Annotated in this window: 16 protein-coding genes; 8 read left to right on the top strand and 8 right to left on the bottom strand. The window is 64.8% G+C overall.

Annotation, left to right across the window (positions count from 1 at the left end):
- The 4 genes from ACK41X_RS08235 to ACK41X_RS08220 form a co-directional block, all read left to right on the top strand.
- On the top strand, nt 1-808 hold an 808-nt coding region (locus tag ACK41X_RS08235), incomplete at its 5' end, for a porin (protein ID WP_409721180.1).
- Nucleotides 809-970: 162 nt separating this feature from the next.
- Nucleotides 971-1,591, top strand: a complete 621-nt coding sequence (locus tag ACK41X_RS08230) for a LemA family protein (protein ID WP_409721177.1) — start codon at nt 971-973, stop codon at nt 1,589-1,591.
- Nucleotides 1,592-1,604: 13 nt separating this feature from the next.
- A complete protein-coding gene (locus ACK41X_RS08225) occupies nt 1,605-2,414 on the top strand; it encodes a TPM domain-containing protein (RefSeq protein ID WP_409721174.1) in 810 nt (269 codons plus the stop codon).
- On the top strand, nt 2,414-3,025 hold the full coding sequence (locus tag ACK41X_RS08220) for a TPM domain-containing protein (RefSeq protein ID WP_409721171.1): 612 nt from the start codon (nt 2,414-2,416) through the stop codon (nt 3,023-3,025). Before ACK41X_RS08225 ends, ACK41X_RS08220 begins: the two co-directional genes overlap by 1 nt.
- 44 nt (nt 3,026-3,069) lie before the next feature.
- Here the strand turns inward: ACK41X_RS08220 and dmeF are convergent, their stop codons facing one another.
- The 3 genes from dmeF to ACK41X_RS08205 all read right to left on the bottom strand — a co-directional run bounded on the left by dmeF (nt 3,070) and on the right by ACK41X_RS08205 (nt 6,559).
- Complete coding sequence (gene dmeF / locus ACK41X_RS08215; RefSeq protein WP_409721169.1) at nt 3,070-4,071, bottom strand: CDF family Co(II)/Ni(II) efflux transporter DmeF; 1,002 nt, start codon at nt 4,069-4,071, stop codon at nt 3,070-3,072.
- Between the two features lie 92 nt (nt 4,072-4,163).
- Nucleotides 4,164-5,888 carry a gamma-glutamyltransferase gene (gene ggt / locus ACK41X_RS08210; RefSeq protein WP_409721166.1) on the bottom strand — a complete coding sequence of 575 codons (1,725 nt, stop codon included), beginning with the start codon at nt 5,886-5,888 and terminating at the stop codon, nt 4,164-4,166.
- A gap of 113 nt (nt 5,889-6,001) precedes the next feature.
- Nucleotides 6,002-6,559 (bottom strand): peroxidase-related enzyme, encoded by a 558-nt coding sequence (locus ACK41X_RS08205; RefSeq protein WP_409721186.1) that lies wholly within the window; start codon nt 6,557-6,559, stop codon nt 6,002-6,004.
- Between the two features lie 392 nt (nt 6,560-6,951).
- On the opposite strand from ACK41X_RS08205, the gene ACK41X_RS08200 reads away from it, so the two are divergent.
- The 3 genes from ACK41X_RS08200 to ACK41X_RS08190 all read left to right on the top strand — a co-directional run bounded on the left by ACK41X_RS08200 (nt 6,952) and on the right by ACK41X_RS08190 (nt 13,002).
- A complete protein-coding gene (locus ACK41X_RS08200; protein WP_409721164.1) occupies nt 6,952-11,790 on the top strand; it encodes an NAD-glutamate dehydrogenase in 4,839 nt (1,612 codons plus the stop codon).
- Nucleotides 11,791-11,894: 104 nt separating this feature from the next.
- Entirely contained in the window at nt 11,895-12,278 is a 384-nt protein-coding gene (locus ACK41X_RS08195) for an antitoxin Xre/MbcA/ParS toxin-binding domain-containing protein (protein WP_409721162.1), read from the top strand.
- 31 nt (nt 12,279-12,309) lie between these two features.
- On the top strand, nt 12,310-13,002 hold the full coding sequence (locus ACK41X_RS08190; protein ID WP_409721159.1) for an RES family NAD+ phosphorylase: 693 nt from the start codon (nt 12,310-12,312) through the stop codon (nt 13,000-13,002).
- A gap of 21 nt (nt 13,003-13,023) precedes the next feature.
- On the opposite strand, the gene purH is transcribed toward ACK41X_RS08190, so the two are convergent.
- From purH to htpX, 3 genes are all read right to left on the bottom strand, one after another.
- On the bottom strand, nt 13,024-14,610 hold the full coding sequence (gene purH / locus ACK41X_RS08185) for a bifunctional phosphoribosylaminoimidazolecarboxamide formyltransferase/IMP cyclohydrolase (protein ID WP_409721184.1): 1,587 nt from the start codon (nt 14,608-14,610) through the stop codon (nt 13,024-13,026).
- Nucleotides 14,611-14,746: 136 nt separating this feature from the next.
- Nucleotides 14,747-16,519, bottom strand: a complete 1,773-nt coding sequence (locus ACK41X_RS08180) for a heparinase II/III family protein (protein ID WP_409721156.1) — start codon at nt 16,517-16,519, stop codon at nt 14,747-14,749.
- A gap of 227 nt (nt 16,520-16,746) precedes the next feature.
- Complete coding sequence (htpX, locus tag ACK41X_RS08175) at nt 16,747-17,733, bottom strand: zinc metalloprotease HtpX (RefSeq protein ID WP_409721153.1); 987 nt, start codon at nt 17,731-17,733, stop codon at nt 16,747-16,749.
- A 234-nt stretch (nt 17,734-17,967) separates the two neighbouring features.
- On the opposite strand from htpX, the gene ACK41X_RS08170 reads away from it, so the two are divergent.
- A complete protein-coding gene (locus ACK41X_RS08170) occupies nt 17,968-18,540 on the top strand; it encodes a thermonuclease family protein (RefSeq protein ID WP_409721150.1) in 573 nt (190 codons plus the stop codon).
- Nucleotides 18,541-18,691: 151 nt separating this feature from the next.
- Here the strand turns inward: ACK41X_RS08170 and ACK41X_RS08165 are convergent, their stop codons facing one another.
- Together ACK41X_RS08165 and ACK41X_RS08160 are read right to left on the bottom strand one after the other, a co-directional pair.
- Nucleotides 18,692-19,006, bottom strand: a complete 315-nt coding sequence (locus ACK41X_RS08165; RefSeq protein ID WP_409721147.1) for a HigA family addiction module antitoxin — start codon at nt 19,004-19,006, stop codon at nt 18,692-18,694.
- Complete coding sequence (locus ACK41X_RS08160) at nt 18,981-19,262, bottom strand: type II toxin-antitoxin system RelE/ParE family toxin (protein WP_409721144.1); 282 nt, start codon at nt 19,260-19,262, stop codon at nt 18,981-18,983. The genes ACK41X_RS08165 and ACK41X_RS08160 overlap by 26 nt, the downstream gene beginning before the upstream one ends.
- Nucleotides 19,263-19,578: the final 316 nt, after the last annotated feature.

The following is a 19,578-nucleotide window of genomic DNA, read 5'->3' as shown; positions in this document are numbered from 1 at the left end:
CCCGCCCTTCAACGGCATGAAGGGCATGTGGGTGCCCGACATCATCGGCAATCTGCGGCTCGATCGCGACTGGGGCGCGGCGCAGATCAAGGGCGCGCTGCATCGCGTGGGCGCGGCCTATTATTCATCGGGCCCCGCTTGCGCCGTTCCCAACACAACGGCCTGCGGCCACCCCGCCGATGCCTGGGGCTGGGCGGTCGGCGCCGGACTGACCCTGAAAATGCCCTGGAATTCCACGGACACAGTGTCGGCCGTCGTCGCCTACGCGCAGGGCGCATCCCGCTACGCTGCCTTCGCGCAAGCCAACAATGCGCTTCAGCATAACGGCGGCCTGGCGCTCGGTCCGTTCACCGATGCGGTATTCGCGCAAGGCGATCTGCTGCTGACCCGCGCCTTCAGCGCGACCATGGCCTTCGAGCATTACTGGACGGCGATGCTGCGCACCTCGGTGGTGTTTGGTTATCTCGACATCGGCTACAGCGATGCCGCAAAAGCGCAGCTTGCCCGACTTGGCGTACGTTGCGCGCTCGGCGGCTCGGCGACGACCGCATTCAATGTGCGCAACTGCGATCCGGACTGGTCGGCCTGGCGTCTGGCGTCGCGCACGCTCTGGACGCCGGTCGAAAATCTCGATGTCGGTCTGGAGGTCGGCTATTCGCGGATCGATACCGCTTTTCAAGGCGCGGGCGACATTCCCGCAGCCGCCGGCAATCCGAACGGCACCGGGCTTGCGCCGGGCCTCTATGCCATCCGGGATCAGGGCGTGTGGAGCGCGACCTTCCGCGTGCAGCGCAGCTTCTGGCCGTGAGCGCGTGCTGAACCGCGTCGATGCGCTGGTGCGGCGCAACGGTAACAGCGACGCGGGTTGTTGCGTGAATTGATCGGATGCCGGCTGTTTGCGACGGGAACTTCTCGTCAGAATGCGCGTTCAGGAGCGCCCGTTCTGAAGCTCTCGGCACCGGAGCCTGTCATGACCACGCTTGCCAGCAATTCAGCCGCATTCCGTTACCACCGCGTCCCGCCGATGTTCGTCGTCTTGCTGGCGCTTTTCGTATCGGGTTGCGGCATCAACAACATTCCGACACTGGACGAGCAGGCCAAGGCCAAATGGTCCGACGTGCAGAACAATTATCAGCGGCGCGCCGACCTTATTCCGAACCTGGTCGAGACCGTGAAGGGATATGCCAAGCAGGAGAAGGAGGTGCTGGAAGCGGTGATCAATGCCCGCGCCCGCGCCACGCAAATTCAGGTCAATGCCGATACCGTGACCGATCCCGATACCTTCCGCAAATTCCAGGAGGCGCAGGCGCAGTTATCCGGCGCACTTGGCCGGCTGATCGCGACCGTTGAGAATTATCCCGATCTCAAATCGAACCAGAACTTCCTCGCGCTGCAATCGCAGCTCGAAGGCACCGAAAACCGCATCGCGATCGCCCGGCGCGACTATATCGAGGCGGTGCGCGCCTATAACACCGAACTGCGCACCTGGCCCGGCATCATCTGGGCGAATACGGTCTATCGCAGCCACAAGCCGATGGAGACCTTCACGGCGACCGCGGATTCGCAGAAGCCGCCGAATGTGAAGTTCTGACGGCGTCCGTACAATGCGGCTCCGCGCTCTTGTCGTTGTGCTCGCGTTTGCCGTCTTCGCACCGGCGGCGCTTGCGCAAGCGCTGACCTTTCCGGAGCTGACCGGCCGGGTCGTCGACGAGGCCGGAATCCTCGATGCCAGCACGCGCGAACAACTGGAGAAGCTGTCGGCCGACCTCGAAGCGAAAACCACGGACCAACTGGTCGTGGTTACGCTCAAATCGCTGCACGGCACCTCGATCGAGGATTACGGCTATCAGCTCGGCCGCAAGTGGCAGATCGGTCAGAAGGGCAAGAACAACGGCGTTCTTCTGATCGTGGCGCCGAACGAAAAGCGCGTGCGCATTGAGGTCGGCTACGGGCTTGAGCCGACGCTCACCGATGCGATCGCGAGCGTGATCATTCAGGACTCGATCCTGCCGCGCTTTCGCGCCGGCGATTTCGCCGGCGGCGTGCGGCGCGGTGCCGAAGACATCGCCCAGGTCATCGCGGGCGATGCCGCGGAAATCCGGGAGCGCGCCGCGCAACGTCGGCAGGCTGGGGGACTGAGCCCGAGCGAGCTGATGATCGTTGCCTTCTGGATCATTGTCGCCCTCATGATCATCGCCAATGTGATGGCCGACATGCGCAGGCGAGGGCGGCCACTGCAGCGCGGCAATGTTCGCCGCACGCGCGACTGGACCGACTACAATCCCGTCGTCATCGGCGGCGGCCGTTCATCCGGCAGCGATTGGGGCGGTGGCTGGAGCGGCGGCGGGGGAGGGGGCGGCTTCTCCGGCGGCGGCGGATCGTTCGGCGGCGGCGGATCGTCGGGGAGCTGGTGATGCTGATCGCGCAAGCCGACAAGGACCGCATTTCAGCCGCCATCGCTGCGGCCGAGCAGACGACTTCCGGCGAAATTTTCTGTGTGATTGCGCGGCAATGCGGCGATTATCGCACCGTGCCGCTGGTCTGGGCAGCAGCGCTCGCGCTGCTCCTGCCACTGCCGCTGATCGCGTTGACGGCGCTGCCGGCGAGCTGGATCTATATTGCGCAGCTTGCGTTGTTCGTGGTGGCCGCGCTGATCCTCTCGATCCCGGCGATCCGCTTTCATATCGTGCCGCGACGGCGCATGCATCAACAGGCGCACGCCGAGGCGGTGCGGCAGTTCCTGGCGCACGGTCTGCACAAGACCGACAACCGCACCGGCGTGCTGATCTTCGCGTCGGAGGCCGAGCATTATGCCGAAGTGATCGCGGACGAGGGCATCGTCGCCAAGGTGCCGCAGCAGGTCTGGGACGAAGCGCTGGCGGCCCTGATCGCGGGGATCGCGCAGCGCCGCGCCGCCGACGGGTTCGTCGCGGCGATCGAGCGCTGCGGCGCGGTGCTGGCGCAGCACTTTCCGCCGGGCGCGCTCAACCGCAACGAATTGCCCGACAAGCTGATCGAGATTTGAGAACGAGCATGCCCGAGGGCTCGGACAATTCTGCTCGCTCCGTTTCAAGCGCAGCCTCGCCTGTCAGCGGCGTCGGAACATCGTTCCACTTCGACGGTGACGTGACTCAACCCCGGCAAGTTCGCGAGCTTGGATTTGTACACTTGCGGAGGTTCCGGAGTGTCGACGACGATTGAAACGATGGCGGCGTGATGACCCGGCCCGACTTGCCAGAGATGCAGGTCGCTAATGCGATCGCTTCCGGTCTCCAGGCGCTCCTTGATCCGCAACTGCAATTCCCTGTCCGGCACGGTGTCCAGCAATGTCGCGGCCGATGAACGAATGAGTCCGTACGACCACCTGGCAATGACAATCGCGCCGACAATGCCGATGATCGGGTCCAGCCACACCCATCCGAAATATCGGCCGGCCAACAGAGCGACGATGGCCAATACGGACGTCAGCGCGTCGGCGACGACGTGAAGATAGGCCGCACGCAAATTCAGGTCTTTGCCGTGATGGCTGTGTCCAAGGTCGTGACCATGGTTGTGTCCGCGGTCATGGTCATGGCCTTGGTGTGAGTGATGACGTCCGTGATGGTAATGGTCGTCATCTTCGAACAGAAGCCACGCGCAGACGAGATTCACTACAAGCCCGACGACCGCAACAAGCGTTGCTTCGCCGAACTGAATTGGGATTGGCGAATAGAGCCGTATTGCGGATTCCCACGCGATCAGGACCGCTATCAATCCCAGGATGATGGCGCTTGCGAACGCAGCGAGGTCGCCCACTTTTCCGGTCCCAAACGTGAAACGGGTGTCATGCGCATGCGTCCGCGCGAAGCGATAGGCGAATGCGGCAATGCCAATTGCCGCGGCGTGCGTCGCCATGTGCCATCCGTCTGCCAGGAGCGCCATGGATCCGAAGACGGTTCCCGCGACGATCTCGGCAATCATCATCGTTGCGGTGATGCCGACGACCATCCAGGTGCGCCGTTCGTACAGACCATGACGCTTCCCAAGGAAAACGTGCCGGTGGCTCCATTTTTCGAGGGAGTGCGTATGCATGATGGGTCCTTAGCCTCACAAAGCCGCTTATTCTTGGAGTACGATAGATTTGCGGCTTCCGCCAGTCGGCGCTTGCGCGGGAACGAAGAAGCCTAATACCCCACCGCTGCCGCGCCCCGTGTCCGCGTGTCGGCCGCACCGGCAAATCCATCCTTCGTGATCAGGATCGAGTTCGCCGAGGTGTTCGGCACCCGTGTTGCGAATTTGTGGCCGCGCGCTTCCAGTCCCTTCAGCACATCTTCCGGATAGGTCTTCTCTGCGAACACTTCGTCCGGCAGCCATTGATGATGAATGCGCGGCGCGGCCACTGCATCCGCCACGTCCATGCCGTGATCCAGCACATTGAGGACAATCTGCAGCACGGTGGTAATGATGCGGCTGCCGCCGGGCGAGCCGGTGACCAGATAGGGCTTGCCGTTCTTCGTCACGATGGTCGGCGTCATCGACGACAGCGGGCGCTTGCGCGGGGCGGGTGCATTGGCGGTTGCGCCGACCAGACCGAACGCATTCGGCACGCCGGGCTTGGCGGCGAAGTCGTCCAGCTCGTTGTTAAGGAGAACGCCCGTTCCTTCCGCGATCAGCCCGTTGCCGTAACTCAGATTGAGCGTGTAGGTGTTCGCCACCGCATTGCCAAAGCGGTCCACCACGGAGAAATGCGTGGTGTTGTCGCCTTCGGCCGCGACCGGGTCGCCGTTGCGGATGTCGGAGGAGGGCGTCGCGCGCTGCCCGATATTTTTGCTGACGATCCGCGCGTAACGCTTCGACGTCAGTCCGCGCACCGGCACCCGCACGAAATCGGGGTCGCCGAGATAGACCGCACGATCCGCATAGGCGCGGCGCATCGCCTCGATCATCAGATGCGCGGTTTCGACGCTCGACGGTCCGGTTTTCTTCAGGTCGTAGGGCTCGAGAATATTCAGCATCTGGATCAGATGGGTGCCGCCGGACGAGGGCGGCGGCATCGAGACGATGCCATAGCCGCGATACGTCCCGGTGACCGGCTTGCGCTCCTTCACCTGATAGTTTTTCAAATCGTCCGCGGTCATCACGCCGCCGGCCTCGCGTACCGCGGCTGCAATCTTTTCCGCGGTCTCTCCTTCGTAGAAGCCGTGCGGCCCTTTCTGCGCGATCGTCTCCAGTGTGTTGGCGAGATCGGTCTGGATGAGCCGGTCGCCCTCGCCATAGGACGAGCCGTCCGGCTTCAGCATCACCTTCACCGATGACGGCCAGCGTTCGAACAGCGGCTTGGCCGCCATCAGGGTGTCGGCGAGGTCGCCGGTGACGATGAAGCCGTCGCGGGCGAGCCTGATCGCGGGCGTGAGCAATTGCGCCAGCGTGAACTTGCCCGAGCCGTATTTGCGATGCGCCAGCGCGAGGCCCGCCACTGTGCCCGGCACCCCGACGCCGAGCCCCGAGCGGAGCGATTTCTGCGGATCGGCATTGCCGGCATCGTCGAGGAACGAGTCCTTGTCGATCCTGCCCGGCGCCATCTCGCGATAATCGATGGCGATGTTCCTTCTCGTCTTGGCCAGGTGGATCACCATGAAGCCGCCGCCGCCGATATTGCCGGCGCGGGGATAGGTCACGGCGAGCGCGAAGCCGGTTGCGACCGCAGCGTCGACCGCATTGCCGCCGGCTTTCAGGATATCGACCCCGATCTGCGCGGCCATTGCCTCCTGTGCCACCACCATGCCGTTCTTCGCGGTCACGGCCTGCGCGCGCGGCGCTTCCGACAATGGCTTGTCGTGGACCGGGCCTTCCTGCGCCAGCGCGGGGAAGGCGAGGAGCGCGAGCAGGAGAGAAACGACGCGGATCATCTTCGACTGTCTATCTACCCGCTCATTCCCGCGAAAGCGGGAATCCAGCAAGTCTGGGCCCCGCTTTTGCGGGGACGAGCGGAAACTGGTACGCGCGCCCCGATGTAGCGACGTTACCGCGCCATCGCGTGATAGACGCTGTTCGGCCGCATGTCGGTCGCGGTCGCGACCCGGTTCGACATGTTGTAGAAGCCGGCAATTGCGGCAATATCCCAGATGTCCCGGTCGGAAAAGCCGGCGCGCCGCAGGCCTTCGCGATCCTCCTCCTCGACGGCCCAGGGCTCGATTGTCAGCTTCACCGCAAAATCCAGCATGGCGCGCTGGCGCTTTGTCAGCCGCGCCGCCCGATAATTCATCACCATCAGCTCGCCAAGCGCCGGATCGCCGGAGATCTGGCGCACCGCCGCGCCATGCGCCACCAGGCAATAATAGCAGCGGTTCTGCGATGACACCGCGACCGCGATCATCTCACGTTCGAGCTTGCTCAGGCCCGACGGACCGAGCATCAGATCATTATACATCGCCGCGAAGGCTTCGAGCTTCTTCATGTCGAAGGCATAGGCCTTCAGCACATTCGGAATGAATCCGAGTTTCTCCATGCATTTGTCGAAATAGGCCTGCATGGATTCGTTGAGCGCGGGCTCCGGCAGCGACAACGCGACGAAGGCGATGTCGTCGTCCGCGGCGGAAGGCGGCGGAGCCGGCTTGACGGGCACGGGCACGGGCTTCGGCGCGGCAGCTTCTCGGCCACCGGTCTTGGGTGCGGTCTTGGGTGCCGTCTTGGGTGCCGTCTTGAGTGCCGTCTTGGGATTGTCATCGCGCGATGCTTTCCTGACCGCGGCGTCCGCGGCCGATGTGCCCAGCCGCGCCCCACTGGACTTTCTCCGTGTTCCTGCAACGCTCATTGCGTCCTCCGCTTTCTCAAGAGCCTATCGTCCGGTCCGACCGGGCGAAAAGCAGATTGCATGCTGCGGCGCAGCACTCACGTTTCCGCCATCGCCCAAGCCGGACCTCGACGACGCGCGTCGAGTAGACGAAACTTCCCGACCTAGGAGAGGCCGTCATGAATATCCAGAATCTTCCTGCGGCAGCGGGCGATCGTGTCATTGGTCAACTGGTGGACGGAGCCGCGGCGGTGCTGCGCGGACGGGGCGCCGGCGTGCCGGACGGCTTCGCGGCGCATCTGTTTGCGGGGGCGTCCGCCGAGGATCTGGCAGTCTATTCGACCGAAGAGATCGCGCGCTTTATTGAACAAGCCTATGCGTTTCTCGCCGAGCGCCGGCCGGGCGCGCCGAAAATCCGCATCTATGCCCCGGAAGGCGAGGAAGGCAGCGGCCGGAACGGCCCGATTTCCGTGCTCGAGATCGTCAACGACGACATGCCGTTTCTGGTCGATTCGGTGCTCGGCGAACTCACCGCGCGTCATGCGCAGGTGCGGCTCGTGGTGCATCCGATCTTTTCTGTGATGCGCGATGACGAAGGCCGCCTCGAAGCGGTATCGGCGGACGATTCGCGCGACGGCGATATGCGCCGCGAGAGCTTCATTCATGTCCATATCGACCGCGTCGAGGATGTCGCCACAACGAATACGCTGATCCTCGGGATTGAGCAGGCGCTGTCGGATGTGGCGGTTGCAGTGCAGGACTGGCGCAGCATGCTGGCCCGGGTCGGCGAGCTGATCGCGGATATGAAGGCCAGGCCGTCTCCGGTGCCGGAATCGGTTCTCAACGAATCGATCGAGTTTCTGGAGTGGCTCGCCGCGGATAATTTCACCTTCCTCGGAATTCGCGAATATCGCGTGTCCGGCGGCGGCGAGCCGGTTGCGATACCGGAATCGGGTCTCGGCGTGTTGCGGCGCGCCGATGCACAGGAACTGAAGGGCCGCGCCGGTCAGGAGCCTATCGCCCGCGGCCTGCAGGCGTTCTACAACGAAAAGACCGCGCTGATGATCACCAAGGCGAGTCTGCGCTCGCGGGTGCATCGCCGGGTGTTCATGGACATGGTGATCGTCAAGCGCTTCGATGCGCACGGCGCGGTTACCGGCGAATTCCGCATCGTCGGGCTGTTCACCTCCACCGCCTATACCCGCTCGACGCGCTCGATCCCCTTTCTGCGCAAGAAGGTCGAGGCCCTTCTGAAACGCGCGCGGTTTTCTCCGGCAGGCCATTCCGGCAAGGCGCTGGTCAACGCACTCGAGACCTATCCGCGCGACGACCTGTTCCGTATCGACGACGAGCTCCTGTTCCAGTTCGCGATGCTGATCCTGCAGCTCGACGAGCGGCCCCGCGTGCGCGTGCTGGCGCGCCGCGACCGCTTCGACCGCTTCATGTCGGTATTGGTTTATCTGCCGCGCGCCCGCTCCTCCAACGACGTGGTGGAAGCGGTCGGCGAGATGCTGGCGCAGCGTTACAAGGGTCATGTCAGCGGGCTCAGCCTGTTCTTCCCCGAAGGGCCGATGATGCGCGCGCATTACATCATCGCGCGCTCGGCCCAGCAGCTCGAGGAGCCGGATCGCGCAACCCTCGAAAGCGGCGTCTCCGCCATCGTGCGCACCTGGGCCGACGCCCTTTCGGAACAGCTCGAAAAAACCCATGAGCCGGTGCGCGCGCGCCAGTTATTCGAGCGTTACCGCCGCGCCTTCAGCGCCAGCTTCCGCGACCGTTATTCGCCGGACGTGGCGCTCGACAACATTCGCACCATCGAGGCGCTGTCGGCGGAGCGCCCGCTCAGTGTCGATTTCCATGCGCGGCCGGGTCAAGGCGACGATCGCGTCGGCCTGAAAGTGTGGAGCTATGGCGGCGCGATCCCGCTCTCCAGCCGGGTGCCGATGCTGGAGAATATGGGATTCCGGGTGGTCGACGAACGCACCTACGAAATCCGTCCGGCAACGGCCGACGGCGCCCATGTCTGGATGCATGACATGTCGCTGGAAAGCGCCGACGGCGCGCCGGTCGATATCGCCGCGCTGGAACACGCTCTCGAAGCGTGCTTCCTGATGGTGATGCGCGGCATTGCCGAGAATGACGGCTATAACGCGCTGGTCCTGAAAGCGGGCCTGCAATGGCGCGACATCGTGCTGATCCGCGCCATATCGCGCTTCTTGCGGCAGGTGCGGCTGCCCTTCTCGCAGGACTATATGTGGGCGACGCTGCGCGCGCATTGCAAAATCGCGGCGCAGATCGTCGCCCTGTTTCATGCCCGTTTCGACCCGCGTCACGACGACGTCAAGGCGCGCGCAGAACGCGAAGCGGACATCTCCGCCGCGATCGAGGCGGCGCTGGAAAACGTGCCCTCGCTCGACGAGGATCGCATCCTGCGTCATTTCGTGAATGCGGTGCAGTCGGCACTGCGCACCAATTTCTACCAGATCGGCGCCGACGGCCAGCCCAAGGCGCAGATCGCGATCAAGTACGAAAGCGGCAAGCTGACGACGCTGCCGGCGCCGCGGCCGCTTTACGAAATCTTCGTCTATTCGCCGCGGGTCGAGGGCGTGCATCTGCGCTTTGGCAAGGTGGCGCGCGGCGGCATCCGCTGGTCCGACCGGCCGCAGGATTTCCGCACCGAGATTCTCGGGCTTGTGAAAGCCCAGCAGGTCAAGAATGCGGTGATCGTGCCGGTCGGCGCCAAGGGCGGCTTCGTCCCGAAGCATCTGCCCGTCGGCGGCACCCGCGAGGCGATCGCGGCCGAGGGGATCGCGGCCTACAAGCTGTTCATCGGCTCGCTGCTTGATGTCACCGACAATCTGTCGGCCGACGGCGCGGTGGTGCCGCCGGAGAACGTCGTGCGCCATGATGCCGACGATCCGTATCTCGTGGTCGCTGCCGACAAGGGCACCGCGACCTTCTCCGACACCGCGAACGAAATCTCCACGTCGCGCAAGTTCTGGCTGGGCGATGCCTTCGCCTCCGGCGGTTCGGCCGGCTACGACCACAAGAAAATGGGCATCACCGCGCGCGGCGCCTGGGAAGCGGTGAAGCGGCATTTCCGCGAGATGGACGTCGATATCGGGACGACGCCGTTCACCGTTATCGGCGTGGGCGATATGTCCGGCGATGTGTTCGGCAACGGCATGCTGCGCGAGACCACGATCAAGCTGGTCGCCGCCTTCGACCACCGCGACATTTTCATCGATCCCGATCCCGATCCGGCCAAGAGCTTCGCCGAGCGCAAGCGGCTGTTCGAACTGCCGCGCTCGAGCTGGCAGGATTACGACAAGGCGCTGATCTCGAAGGGCGGCGGCGTGTTCCCGCGAAGCCTGAAGGAAATCCAGCTTTCCCCGGAGATGAAGTCGCTGCTCAACCTGACCGCCGACAAGGCGACGCCGCAGCAATTGATGAGCGCGATCCTGAAATGCGAGGCCGACCTTCTGTTCTTCGGCGGCATCGGCACCTATGTCCGCGCCGCGACCGAGACCGACGAACAGGTCGGCGACCGCGCCAATGACGCAATCCGCATCTGCGGCGCCGATCTCAATTGCAAGGTGATCGGCGAGGGCGCCAATCTCGGCATGACCCAGCGCGGCCGGATCGAGGCGGCCCAGAAGGGCGTGCGGCTCAATACCGACGCGATCGACAATTCCGCCGGCGTCAACACGTCCGACCTTGAGGTCAATATCAAGATCGCGCTGGGCGGCCCGGTGCGCTCGGGCGCGCTCAAGCTCGACGACCGCAACGCGCTCCTGTTCGAGATGACCGACGAGGTGGCGGCGCTGGTGTTGCGCAACAATTATCTGCAGACGCTTGCGATCTCGCTCGCCGAACGCAACGGCCTCGAAGATCTCGCCTCGCGCCAGCGCCTGATGCAAACGCTGGAAGGACGCGGCCTGCTCGATCGCGGCGTGGAGTTTCTGCCCGACGATGCCGAACTCGCCGAGCGGCGCCGCCGCGGCCAGGCGCTGACCAGGCCCGAGCTTGCGGTGCTCCTGGCTTACGCCAAGCTCACGCTGTTCGCGGACCTCGTCGAAACCTCGGTGCCGGACGATCCCTATCTCGGCAAGGAGCTGACGCGCTATTTCCCGGCCGAACTGTCGCGGCTCTATCCGGACGAGCTCGAACATCACCGGCTGCGCCGCGAGATCATCGCCACGCATCTCACCAATTCCATCATCAATCGTGGCGGGCCGTCGCTGATCGCGCGCATGACCGACGAGACCGGCGCCTCTGCCGACCGCATCGCGCGCGCCTTCGCTGCCGTGCGCGACAGCTACGGTATGGTCGAGCTGAATGCGCAGATCGACGCGCTCGACAACAAGGTGGCCGGCGCCTTGCAGCTCGATCTCTATGCGGCGGTAAAGCGCCTCTTGATCGACCGCATGGTGTGGTTCATCCGCAATGTCGATCTCGACCAGGGGCTGATGGCGGTCGTCGAGCATTACGGCACCGGCATCGAGCAGGTGGCGCAGGCGCTCGACGCCGCGCTGACCGACGAGGCCGCCGTTGCGCGCAACGCCCGCGCCGCCGAACTGATGAAATCCGGCGTGCCGGAAAAGCTGGCAATGCGGATCGCGAGCCTGCCGGCGCTGACGGTGGCGCCCGACATCGTGCTGGTCGCGGACAAGACCGGGCGCGAGGTGCCCGATGTTGCGCGCACCTTCCTCGCCGTGGTGCGCTATTTCCGGCTGGAGCGGATCGCCAACGACGCCCGCGAAATTTCGGCGGCCGATTACTTCGACCGGCTCGCGCTCGACCGTGCGCGCGACCATCTCGCCGGCGCGGCGCGCCGTCTGACGGCGGATGTGTTGAAAGGCGGCGCGGGATTCGAGGCGATGGACGCCTGGGTCAAGCCGCGCCATGCCGAGGTCGAGCGCATCCGCACCGCCATGCACGAGATCGCCGATACCGGGCTGACGATCTCCAAGCTGTCGGTGGCCGCGAGCCTGCTGGGCGACTTGGCAGGGCGGTGAGGGTAAGGAGTCTATTTCAGATATCGAAAGCTTGAAATTTCCTTGGATATCCAATATTCTTTCTACAGAAATAATTCTCAGTTTGATGTCGTGAGGAGCGGGGCATGCAGCTCAATCTTGCCAGCGCACCGGCACCGGGCCGTGAAGCGCAGGTGGTCACAAAAGCGGCTATACGGGCGGCCGACCGTCTTGCCCTCAAGAGCAATGTGTTCTGCAAAGTGATTGGCTTGTCCGAGCCGACCATCTCGCGCATGCGCAGGGGCCGGTACGTGATCGACCCGAACCATAAATCGTTCGAACTGGCGCTTCTGTTTGTGCGGCTGTACCGCTCGCTGGATGCTGTGGTCGGCGGCGACGACACCGTGGCTGCGGACTGGCTTACCAACAACAACACGGCGCTCAACGGCAAGCCGATCGATCTCATTCAAAGCATCAGCGGTCTCGTCAGTGTCATCACCTATCTCGACAGCCGCCGAGCTGTCGTCTAGCGCTCGTTACGCAGCCGGAAAATGTTGGCGCGTGGTCGAAGCGCAGCATCGCGTCTCGACCATGAAGCTGACGGACACCATCGCCGATCAGGAACTGCTTGAGCAATTGCTCGACAGCACCAAGCCGCCGGTGCCGCCTGAGTGCCGGCATTTGCATTATCTGCTGTATACGCCGTTCCGCTACGGTCCGTATCCGCAAGGATCGCGCTTCCGGCGCGCCGGTCCGAGCAAGGGCGTTTTCTATGCAGCCGAAAGTCCTCAGACCGCGATTGCGGAAACCTGTTTCCACCGGCTGCTGTTCTTTCACGAATCGCCGGATACGACATGGCCAGGTGACGCCGGCGAGTACACGGCCTTTGCATGCGAATACGCCGCTGGCCGCACCATCGATCTGACGCGCGATCCTTTCGACGATCGCAAAGCGGTCTGGATGCATCCGGTCGACTTCGAACCGTGCCAGCAGCTATCCGATATGGCGCGCGCCGAACAAATCGACGCGATACTGTACGCCTCGGTCCGCGACCCGTCGCACCGGAAAAACGTGGCCATCATGACCTGCCGCGCCTTTGTGTCGGCGGAACCGACAGCGCGCCAGACATGGCGGATTCTTGTCGGCAGCAACGGCGCGCGCGCCATCTGCAAGTTGCCAAAAATGGCGCTCGATTTCGACCGTAGCGCTTTTGCGTCCGATCCAAGAATCGCGGCGATGCGCTGGGACCGTTAGCTCACGCGCCGCAGGACAGGCTCAATGCCGGAAATGCCGCGTGCCGGTGAACACCATGGCAATGCCGGCGTCGTCGGCAGCCTTGATCACCTCGTCGTCGCGCATCGAGCCGCCGGGCTGGATCACCGCGGTTGCGCCGGCCTCGATCGCCACCAGCAATCCATCTGCGAACGGGAAGAACGCATCCGACGCCACCACCGAGCCCTTGGTCAAAGGCTCTGTGAGCCCCAGCTCCTTCGCCGCGTCCTGCGCCTTGCGCGCCGCGATCCGCGCCGAATCGATCCGGCTCATCTGGCCTGCGCCGATGCCGACGGTTGCGCCATCCTTGGCATAGACGATGGTGTTGGACTTGACGTGCTTGGCCACCCGGAACGCAAACACCAGATCGCGCATCTCGGCGTCGGTCGGCTTGCGCTTCGTCACCGGGGTCAGCGTCATGTCGCCTGCGACCGCATTGTCGCGGCTCTGCACCAGCAGGCCGCCTGCGACGGACTTCACGAGCAGGCCCGGTGCGCGCGGGTCGGGCAGACCGCCCGCGAGCAGGAGTCTCAGGTTTTTCTTGGCGCCGACCAGCGCGATGGCTTCCTCGGTCGCGTCGGGAGCGACAATCACCTCGGTGAAGATTTCCGTGATGATGCGTGCGGCTTGCGCATCGAGCGTGCGGTTCAGCGCCACGATGCCGCCAAACGCCGACGTCGAATCGCAGGCCAGCGCCTTGCGATAGGCTTCTTCCAGTGAGGCGCCTTCCGCCACGCCGCACGGATTGGCGTGTTTGACGATGACGCAGGCCGCACTGCGCGCGGGATCGAATTCGGCGACGCATTCATAGGCCGCGTCGGTGTCGTTGATGTTGTTGTAGGAGAGCTGCTTGCCCTGCACCTGCCTTGCCGTCGCAACGCCGTAGCGCCGTTCGGGGCTCCTGTAGAACGCCGCGCTTTGGTGCGGATTCTCGCCGTAGCGCAGCGCTTCCGCGAGCCGGCCGCCGAAGGCGCGATAGGCGGGGGCAGCATCGCCCAGTTGCTCCGCGAACCAGTTCGAGATGGCGGCATCATACGTGGCGGTGCGGGCATAGGCCTTGGCCGCAAGCCGGCGGCGGAAATCGAGCGAGGTGCCGCCCGCCTTCAGCGCCTCAATCAGGGCTGCATAATCCTCCGTGTCCACGATCACCGCGACGTCATCGTGGTTCTTGGCCGCGGCCCGGATCATCGCCGGTCCGCCGATGTCGATATTCTCGATGCAGTCTTCGAAGCCCGCGCCCTTCGCCACGGTCTCCTCGAATGGATAGAGATTGACCACCAGCAGATCGATCGGCCTGATGCCGTGCGCGGCCATCGCGCTTGTGTGCTCGGCATTATCGCGGATCGCCAACAGGCCGCCATGCACCTTGGGGTGCAATGTCTTGACCCGCCCGTCCATCATCTCGGGAAAGCCGGTGAGCTGCGAGACATCGATCACCGCGATTCCGGCATTCGCGATCGCCTTGGCGGTGCCGCCGGTCGAGACGATTTCGACGCCGGCTGCGTTTAGCGCGCGCGCCAGGTCGATCAGGCCGGTCTTGTCGGAAACCGAAATCAGCGCGCGTTCGATGCGGCGCGGGGAGGTGGGCATTGTCATGGGCTGTGCTCAATGTCTCCGTGCATTCCCGCGCAAGCGGGAACCCAGCAGCGGCTCGTTCAGTGTCTGATGCTCCTGGGTTCCCGCTTTCGCGGGGACGAGCGGAGGATAGATCAGGGCGGGGTCAATCCTACAACGGCAATTCCGGCTCGTCGTTTGCTTTGCGGCGGGCAGTCTCGCCGCGATTTTTCGGCGCGGGCTGACGCGGCGTGTGGCTGAAGGTCCAGTGCACCCGCGGCACCTGCCGGGCATGGCCGTAGATCACGAGCTGCACGGTGCGGCGCGGACCATCCGAGCCGCCGAGATAGACGCTCTCTTCCAGCTCCACCTTGTCTTCGTGGGCATCGAAGCTCCAGACATCCTTGTTCGGCAGCACCAGCATGGCGCCGTGGCCGTCCTGGCGGCGGCTCGCCTTGACCGACGGATGCAGGTGAAAGCGCACCGCGAATTCGTCGAGCGCGCCGAGCGGCAGCATCTCGCCATGGGTCGGCATGAACACGTCCTCGCCCTCCAGCTTGCGGCCGCCCGGCGTCAGCATGATCGCGCGCTGATGGATGATGCCGAACCGCGCATAGCCGTCGTGCGAGGCGCGCAGGATGATCGAGTCTTCGTGCTCGTTGCGGGCGAGCGAAACCCGCGACGGGCCGTCGATGATCGGCACGCCGATCAGTTCGCGGAACGCTCCCTCCTCGCGAAAGCGGCAGGACGAGGCATTGTTGAACGTCACCGTTGAATGCGCCGGCGTCGCCCGCGCCACCTGCCGCCAGCTCTCCTTGTTGATCGCAGGCACCCCGCAATTGACCACGAGCCGCTGCCCGGACACGCAGAGTTCGAAGGCAAGGCATCCGGCATGGGCCTCCTGGCTCACCGCCGTGGGCGGCGGCGCGCCGGTGTCCATCAGCACCAGCATATTGTCGATGCGCAGCCGCTGATAGCCGGAATGCGCGGCGTTGGAGACCGGCTCGCCGCGCACGTCGTCATAGGCGAGGATGGTGGCGATCAGGTCCGGCGCGGTCGGCCCCATGCCATTGAACAGCGCGAAATTGCCGTCGTCATGGCGGAAGAAGCGCAGCATCGGCATCATCCGGTCGATGGCGTTGAGCAGTTCCGGCGGCGGCGGCAGATTGCGGCTGGCGAAAGCCTGCCTCAGCGGCAAGAGATCGAGCAGCAATTCGATGATGATTCCCGGATTGCGGCTGACATGACCGCCATCGGGCAGTATCTGCGCATTGAGTTCGTCGGCGAGCCGTTTGGTGATCGACCGGATATGGCGCTCCTGGGTCGCCATGCAGAGCGTCGCATAGGCGAGCGCGACGGTGACCTGCAGATGCGGCGCGCCCTCGCGCGCTTCCGCAGCATTGAGGCGCATGAAGCGCACCTGCCGCGTCAGGCTGCGCATGAAGCGGCGGTAGAAGGCGGCATCGACATCCTGCAGGATCAGCGGCGCCTGGCTGATCCACGAGATCACCCGCCGCGACAGCACGTCGGGCCGCCAGGCCAGCGGATGCCAGGAGCCCTGCAGGGAGATCCATTCGTCCACCAGCGCGCGCGCATTGGCCCGGGTGATTGCCGAATCCGCGGCACGCAGATGGCGCAGCCAGCCGAAGCTGCAGAGCTCCACCGCCCACTCCTCCGACGGCGGGATCAGCTCGAACGGCGAGCGGCCGTCGCAGATCACCACCTTGCCGGCAAAGGCGAAGCGGCCGGCATAGATTTCGCTCGCGCGGGTCGGATCGGCGGTGCGCAGATCCTGCGGGGCGAGCAGCAGGCGGTCGGATTTGCGCGGGATCAGGCGCCACGGCAACAGCGGCAGATTGTTGACGCGGCCGCCCGCGCGGCGCAGGCCGCGGCGCATCATGATCAACGACAGTCTGGTCCGCTCGCCGACCGTTACCCCCGCCATCGCGGTGTGGCTCCCCCTTCGCCTTGCCGCCCGTGTGACGGCCCAGATTGTCTCGATAGCACCGCGCGCGCAGCGCTCAAACCGGCGCGGCCGCAGCCCCTGACGATGCCCGATTCTGCGCCCCCTCGTGACGCGGAAAACTGCCAAGGAAAAACGGCGGACGCGAGGCATCCGCCGTTCCCGAATTGGTTAACGCGCTGATCCGGCGCGTCTTTTCGGGACGGACCTTACCGTCCCCAAGGGCCGCCCGGCCGCGGGCCGCCCCGGCCGGCGCCACCCCAGGGACCGGCCGCCGTGCCGGACGCCGGCATGCTGCCGCCGCGCGTTGCGCCAAAGCCGCCGCCCGACGCGCCGCCGCCAAACCCACCCTGACCCATTTCGCGGGCCAGCTGGTTCAGCGCCGCAATGCGGTTTTCGGTCGCCGGATGGGTCGAGAACAGGTTGTCCATCCGCTCGCCCGACAGCGGGTTGATGATGAACATATGCGCCAGCGCCGGGTCGCGTTCGGCGCGCTCGTTCGGGATCGCATGCGCGGCATTGGCGATTTTCGCCAGGGCAGACGCGAGCCAGACCGGCTGCCCGCAAATCTGCGCGCCGAGCTTGTCGGCGGAATATTCGCGGGTCCGGCTGATCGCCATCTGCACCAGCATCGCCGCGATCGGCGCGAGAATGACCATCGCCAGCGTGCCGATGATGCCCATACCGCCGTTATTGTTGCGGTTGCCGAAGAACATGCCGAATTGCGCGAGCATGGCGATGGCGCCGGCGATGGTCGCCGTGATCGTCATGATCAGGGTGTCGTAATTCTTGATATGCGCCAGCTCATGCGCGATGACGCCGGCGACTTCCTCGCGGGTCAGCCGTTCGAGCAGGCCGGTGGTGACCGCGACCGCGGCGTTCTGCGGATTGCGGCCGGTCGCGAACGCATTCGGCTGCGCCTCGTGCATCAGATAGACCTTGGGCATCGGCAGCTGCGCGCGCGCGGCAAGCTCGGCGACCATGTTGTGAAGGTCCGGCGCGGTGCGCGCGTCGACCTCCTGCGCGCCCGCCATGGACAGGACCATCTTGTCCGAATTCCAGTAGGCGAAGACGTTCATGCCGGCCGCGACCACGAGCGCGATCATCGCGCCGCCGCCGCCGCCGATCAGGTAGCCGACACCCATGAACAGGGCCGTCAGGCCTGCCAAAAGCATGGCTGTCTTGAAATAATTCATCTGTTCCCTCCAAACCGGGCCGGCCCGCCGCTGCGGCTTCCCGGTCGCAGCAAAGGATGGGAACCGGATTCGGTTCCTGCAAGATCGCACGGCACTGCGACACGGCGTTGCAGCGCCGCAAGCCGCGGTACCTGGATGGAGCAAGGGCAGGGCGGGCCTCTGGCGAGGAGGGGTTCTGCCCTCGCAGCCCGGCCGCGTCTTGCGAATCGTCACGGACTATGATCCTATAGGATCATGTTCCTTCGCGCGAGACTCCCTTCCGGACCGCCGGTCGCGGTTCTGATCGGGCTGGTGTTCGTCGCCGGCATGGCGGCGGGCGCCGCGCTGCAATCGCGGTCGTCCGGTGCGGCTCTGGTCGTGGCGCGACCGGCAGCCGAGGCTGCTTCAGCCCCCGCCGACAGGAGCGACCAGACCGCGTCCGCACTGGAGAACCTGCGGCTTGCTGCGGGCGGTCACCCGGCCGACGTGCTTCGGGTCAACGACGGCGATACCTTCGAGGCGCGGGTGCATGTCTGGCCCGGCATGCAGGTGACGACCAGGGTGCGGCTGCGCGGCATCGACGCCGCCGAATTCCGCGCACGCTGCGCCGAGGAATATCGCCTTGCGGTCGCCGCGCGCGATGCGCTTTCGCGCCTCCTTGCCGACGGCGGCGTCACCATCGGCCGCATCGATTTCGACAAATATGGCGGGCGTGTCGTTGCCAATGCCGCGACGCGGACCACACCGGATGTTTCGGAGGCGCTGCTGAAGACGGGCCTGGTGCGCCCGTATGATGGCGGCAGACGGGAGAGTTGGTGCGGGGGGTAGCTTTCCAAAGATAAAACACAGTTCCCCGCCTCCGCGGGGACGAGCGGACGGATAGAACCTGCAACAGTTCTCAGAGCTGTAAGTCGGCTCAAGTCCGTAGTGCTGGCGGAAAGGGGGACGACTCACGGTGAACCCTGTACGACCCGCTCGCCTACGCCGCGCGCCTTGGCTTGATCGCCTTGAGCTTTGGCCCGAGTTCTCGCCGCCGCTCCATCAGGTCGTAGTCGGTCTGCATTTGCAGGAAAAAGCCGTCGCTGACGCCGAAATAACGCGCAAGCCGCAGGTCCGTGTCGGCGGTGATGGCGCGCTTTCCGAGCACGATTTCGTTGATGCGGCGCGGCGGGACCGCAATCGCGCGCGCCAGCGCGGTCTGCGACAACGCCATCGGCCGCAGGAATTCTTCCATCAGGATTTCGCCGGGATGCGGATTGGGCAGCCGGTCAGTGATAGTCGACGATCGAGACATCTTCGGCGCCTCCTTCAGTCCATCGCAAGACGATCCGCCACTGGCTGTTAATGCGGATACTCCATTGTCCTGCGCGCTCTCCACGCAACCGTTCGAGCCGGTTGCCGGGAGGGACACGCAGATCGTCGATCGTCCTTGCAGCGTTGATGAGACGAAGTTTCCGAAGTGCCGCAGCCTGAATATCCGGCGGCAATCTGCGGCTGCGCTCGCCGTTCCGGATTTTTTCCGTCTCGCTGTCGCCGAAACTGACGATCATTGGAGAAGGGTATAACGCATAACGCTATACGTTACAATCGAATTACATCAAGGAATATACTCTTATTTCCGCCATCTTTCCATGGTTCAGTCCGTCCATCCCGCCCCGTCCAAGGGGCGTCTCATGAGCGTCACACGACACGACACGACACGACACGACACGACACGACACGACACGACGCGGGGCGGGGCGGGGCGGGGCGGGAGGCGGTGGCGGTGCGGGCGCGCGAGACGTGGCGCGCCGCATGGAGGCCCAAGCTGCTGGGTTCCGGCGAAGGATGCGCCTTCGTCACCTGGGGGACCGTGGTGGCCGGACC

Origin of the sequence: Pseudorhodoplanes sp. (assembly GCF_046289595.1) — a bacterium.
Lineage (GTDB): Bacteria > Pseudomonadota > Alphaproteobacteria > Rhizobiales > Xanthobacteraceae > Pseudorhodoplanes.
Note: the sequence above shows the minus strand (reverse complement) of the source record. Positions and strands in the feature narration are given on the sequence as shown.

What these genes read in the sequence shown, in the direction of transcription:
- ACK41X_RS08230 (WP_409721177.1), top strand. Translation starts at nt 971, where the DNA reads ATGACCACGCTTGCCAGCAATTCAGCCGCATTCCGTTACCACCGCGTC.
- ACK41X_RS08225 (WP_409721174.1), top strand. Translation starts at nt 1,605, where the DNA reads ATGCGGCTCCGCGCTCTTGTCGTTGTGCTCGCGTTTGCCGTCTTCGCA.
- ACK41X_RS08220 (WP_409721171.1), top strand. Translation starts at nt 2,414, where the DNA reads ATGCTGATCGCGCAAGCCGACAAGGACCGCATTTCAGCCGCCATCGCT.
- dmeF (WP_409721169.1), bottom strand. Translation starts at nt 4,071, where the DNA reads ATGCATACGCACTCCCTCGAAAAATGGAGCCACCGGCACGTTTTCCTT.
- ggt (WP_409721166.1), bottom strand. Translation starts at nt 5,888, where the DNA reads ATGATCCGCGTCGTTTCTCTCCTGCTCGCGCTCCTCGCCTTCCCCGCG.
- ACK41X_RS08200 (WP_409721164.1), top strand. Translation starts at nt 6,952, where the DNA reads ATGAATATCCAGAATCTTCCTGCGGCAGCGGGCGATCGTGTCATTGGT.
- ACK41X_RS08195 (WP_409721162.1), top strand. Translation starts at nt 11,895, where the DNA reads ATGCAGCTCAATCTTGCCAGCGCACCGGCACCGGGCCGTGAAGCGCAG.
- purH (WP_409721184.1), bottom strand. Translation starts at nt 14,610, where the DNA reads ATGCCCACCTCCCCGCGCCGCATCGAACGCGCGCTGATTTCGGTTTCC.
- ACK41X_RS08180 (WP_409721156.1), bottom strand. Translation starts at nt 16,519, where the DNA reads ATGGCGGGGGTAACGGTCGGCGAGCGGACCAGACTGTCGTTGATCATG.
- htpX (WP_409721153.1), bottom strand. Translation starts at nt 17,733, where the DNA reads ATGAATTATTTCAAGACAGCCATGCTTTTGGCAGGCCTGACGGCCCTG.
- ACK41X_RS08170 (WP_409721150.1), top strand. Translation starts at nt 17,968, where the DNA reads ATGTTCCTTCGCGCGAGACTCCCTTCCGGACCGCCGGTCGCGGTTCTG.
- ACK41X_RS08165 (WP_409721147.1), bottom strand. Translation starts at nt 19,006, where the DNA reads ATGTCTCGATCGTCGACTATCACTGACCGGCTGCCCAATCCGCATCCC.
- ACK41X_RS08160 (WP_409721144.1), bottom strand. Translation starts at nt 19,262, where the DNA reads ATGATCGTCAGTTTCGGCGACAGCGAGACGGAAAAAATCCGGAACGGC.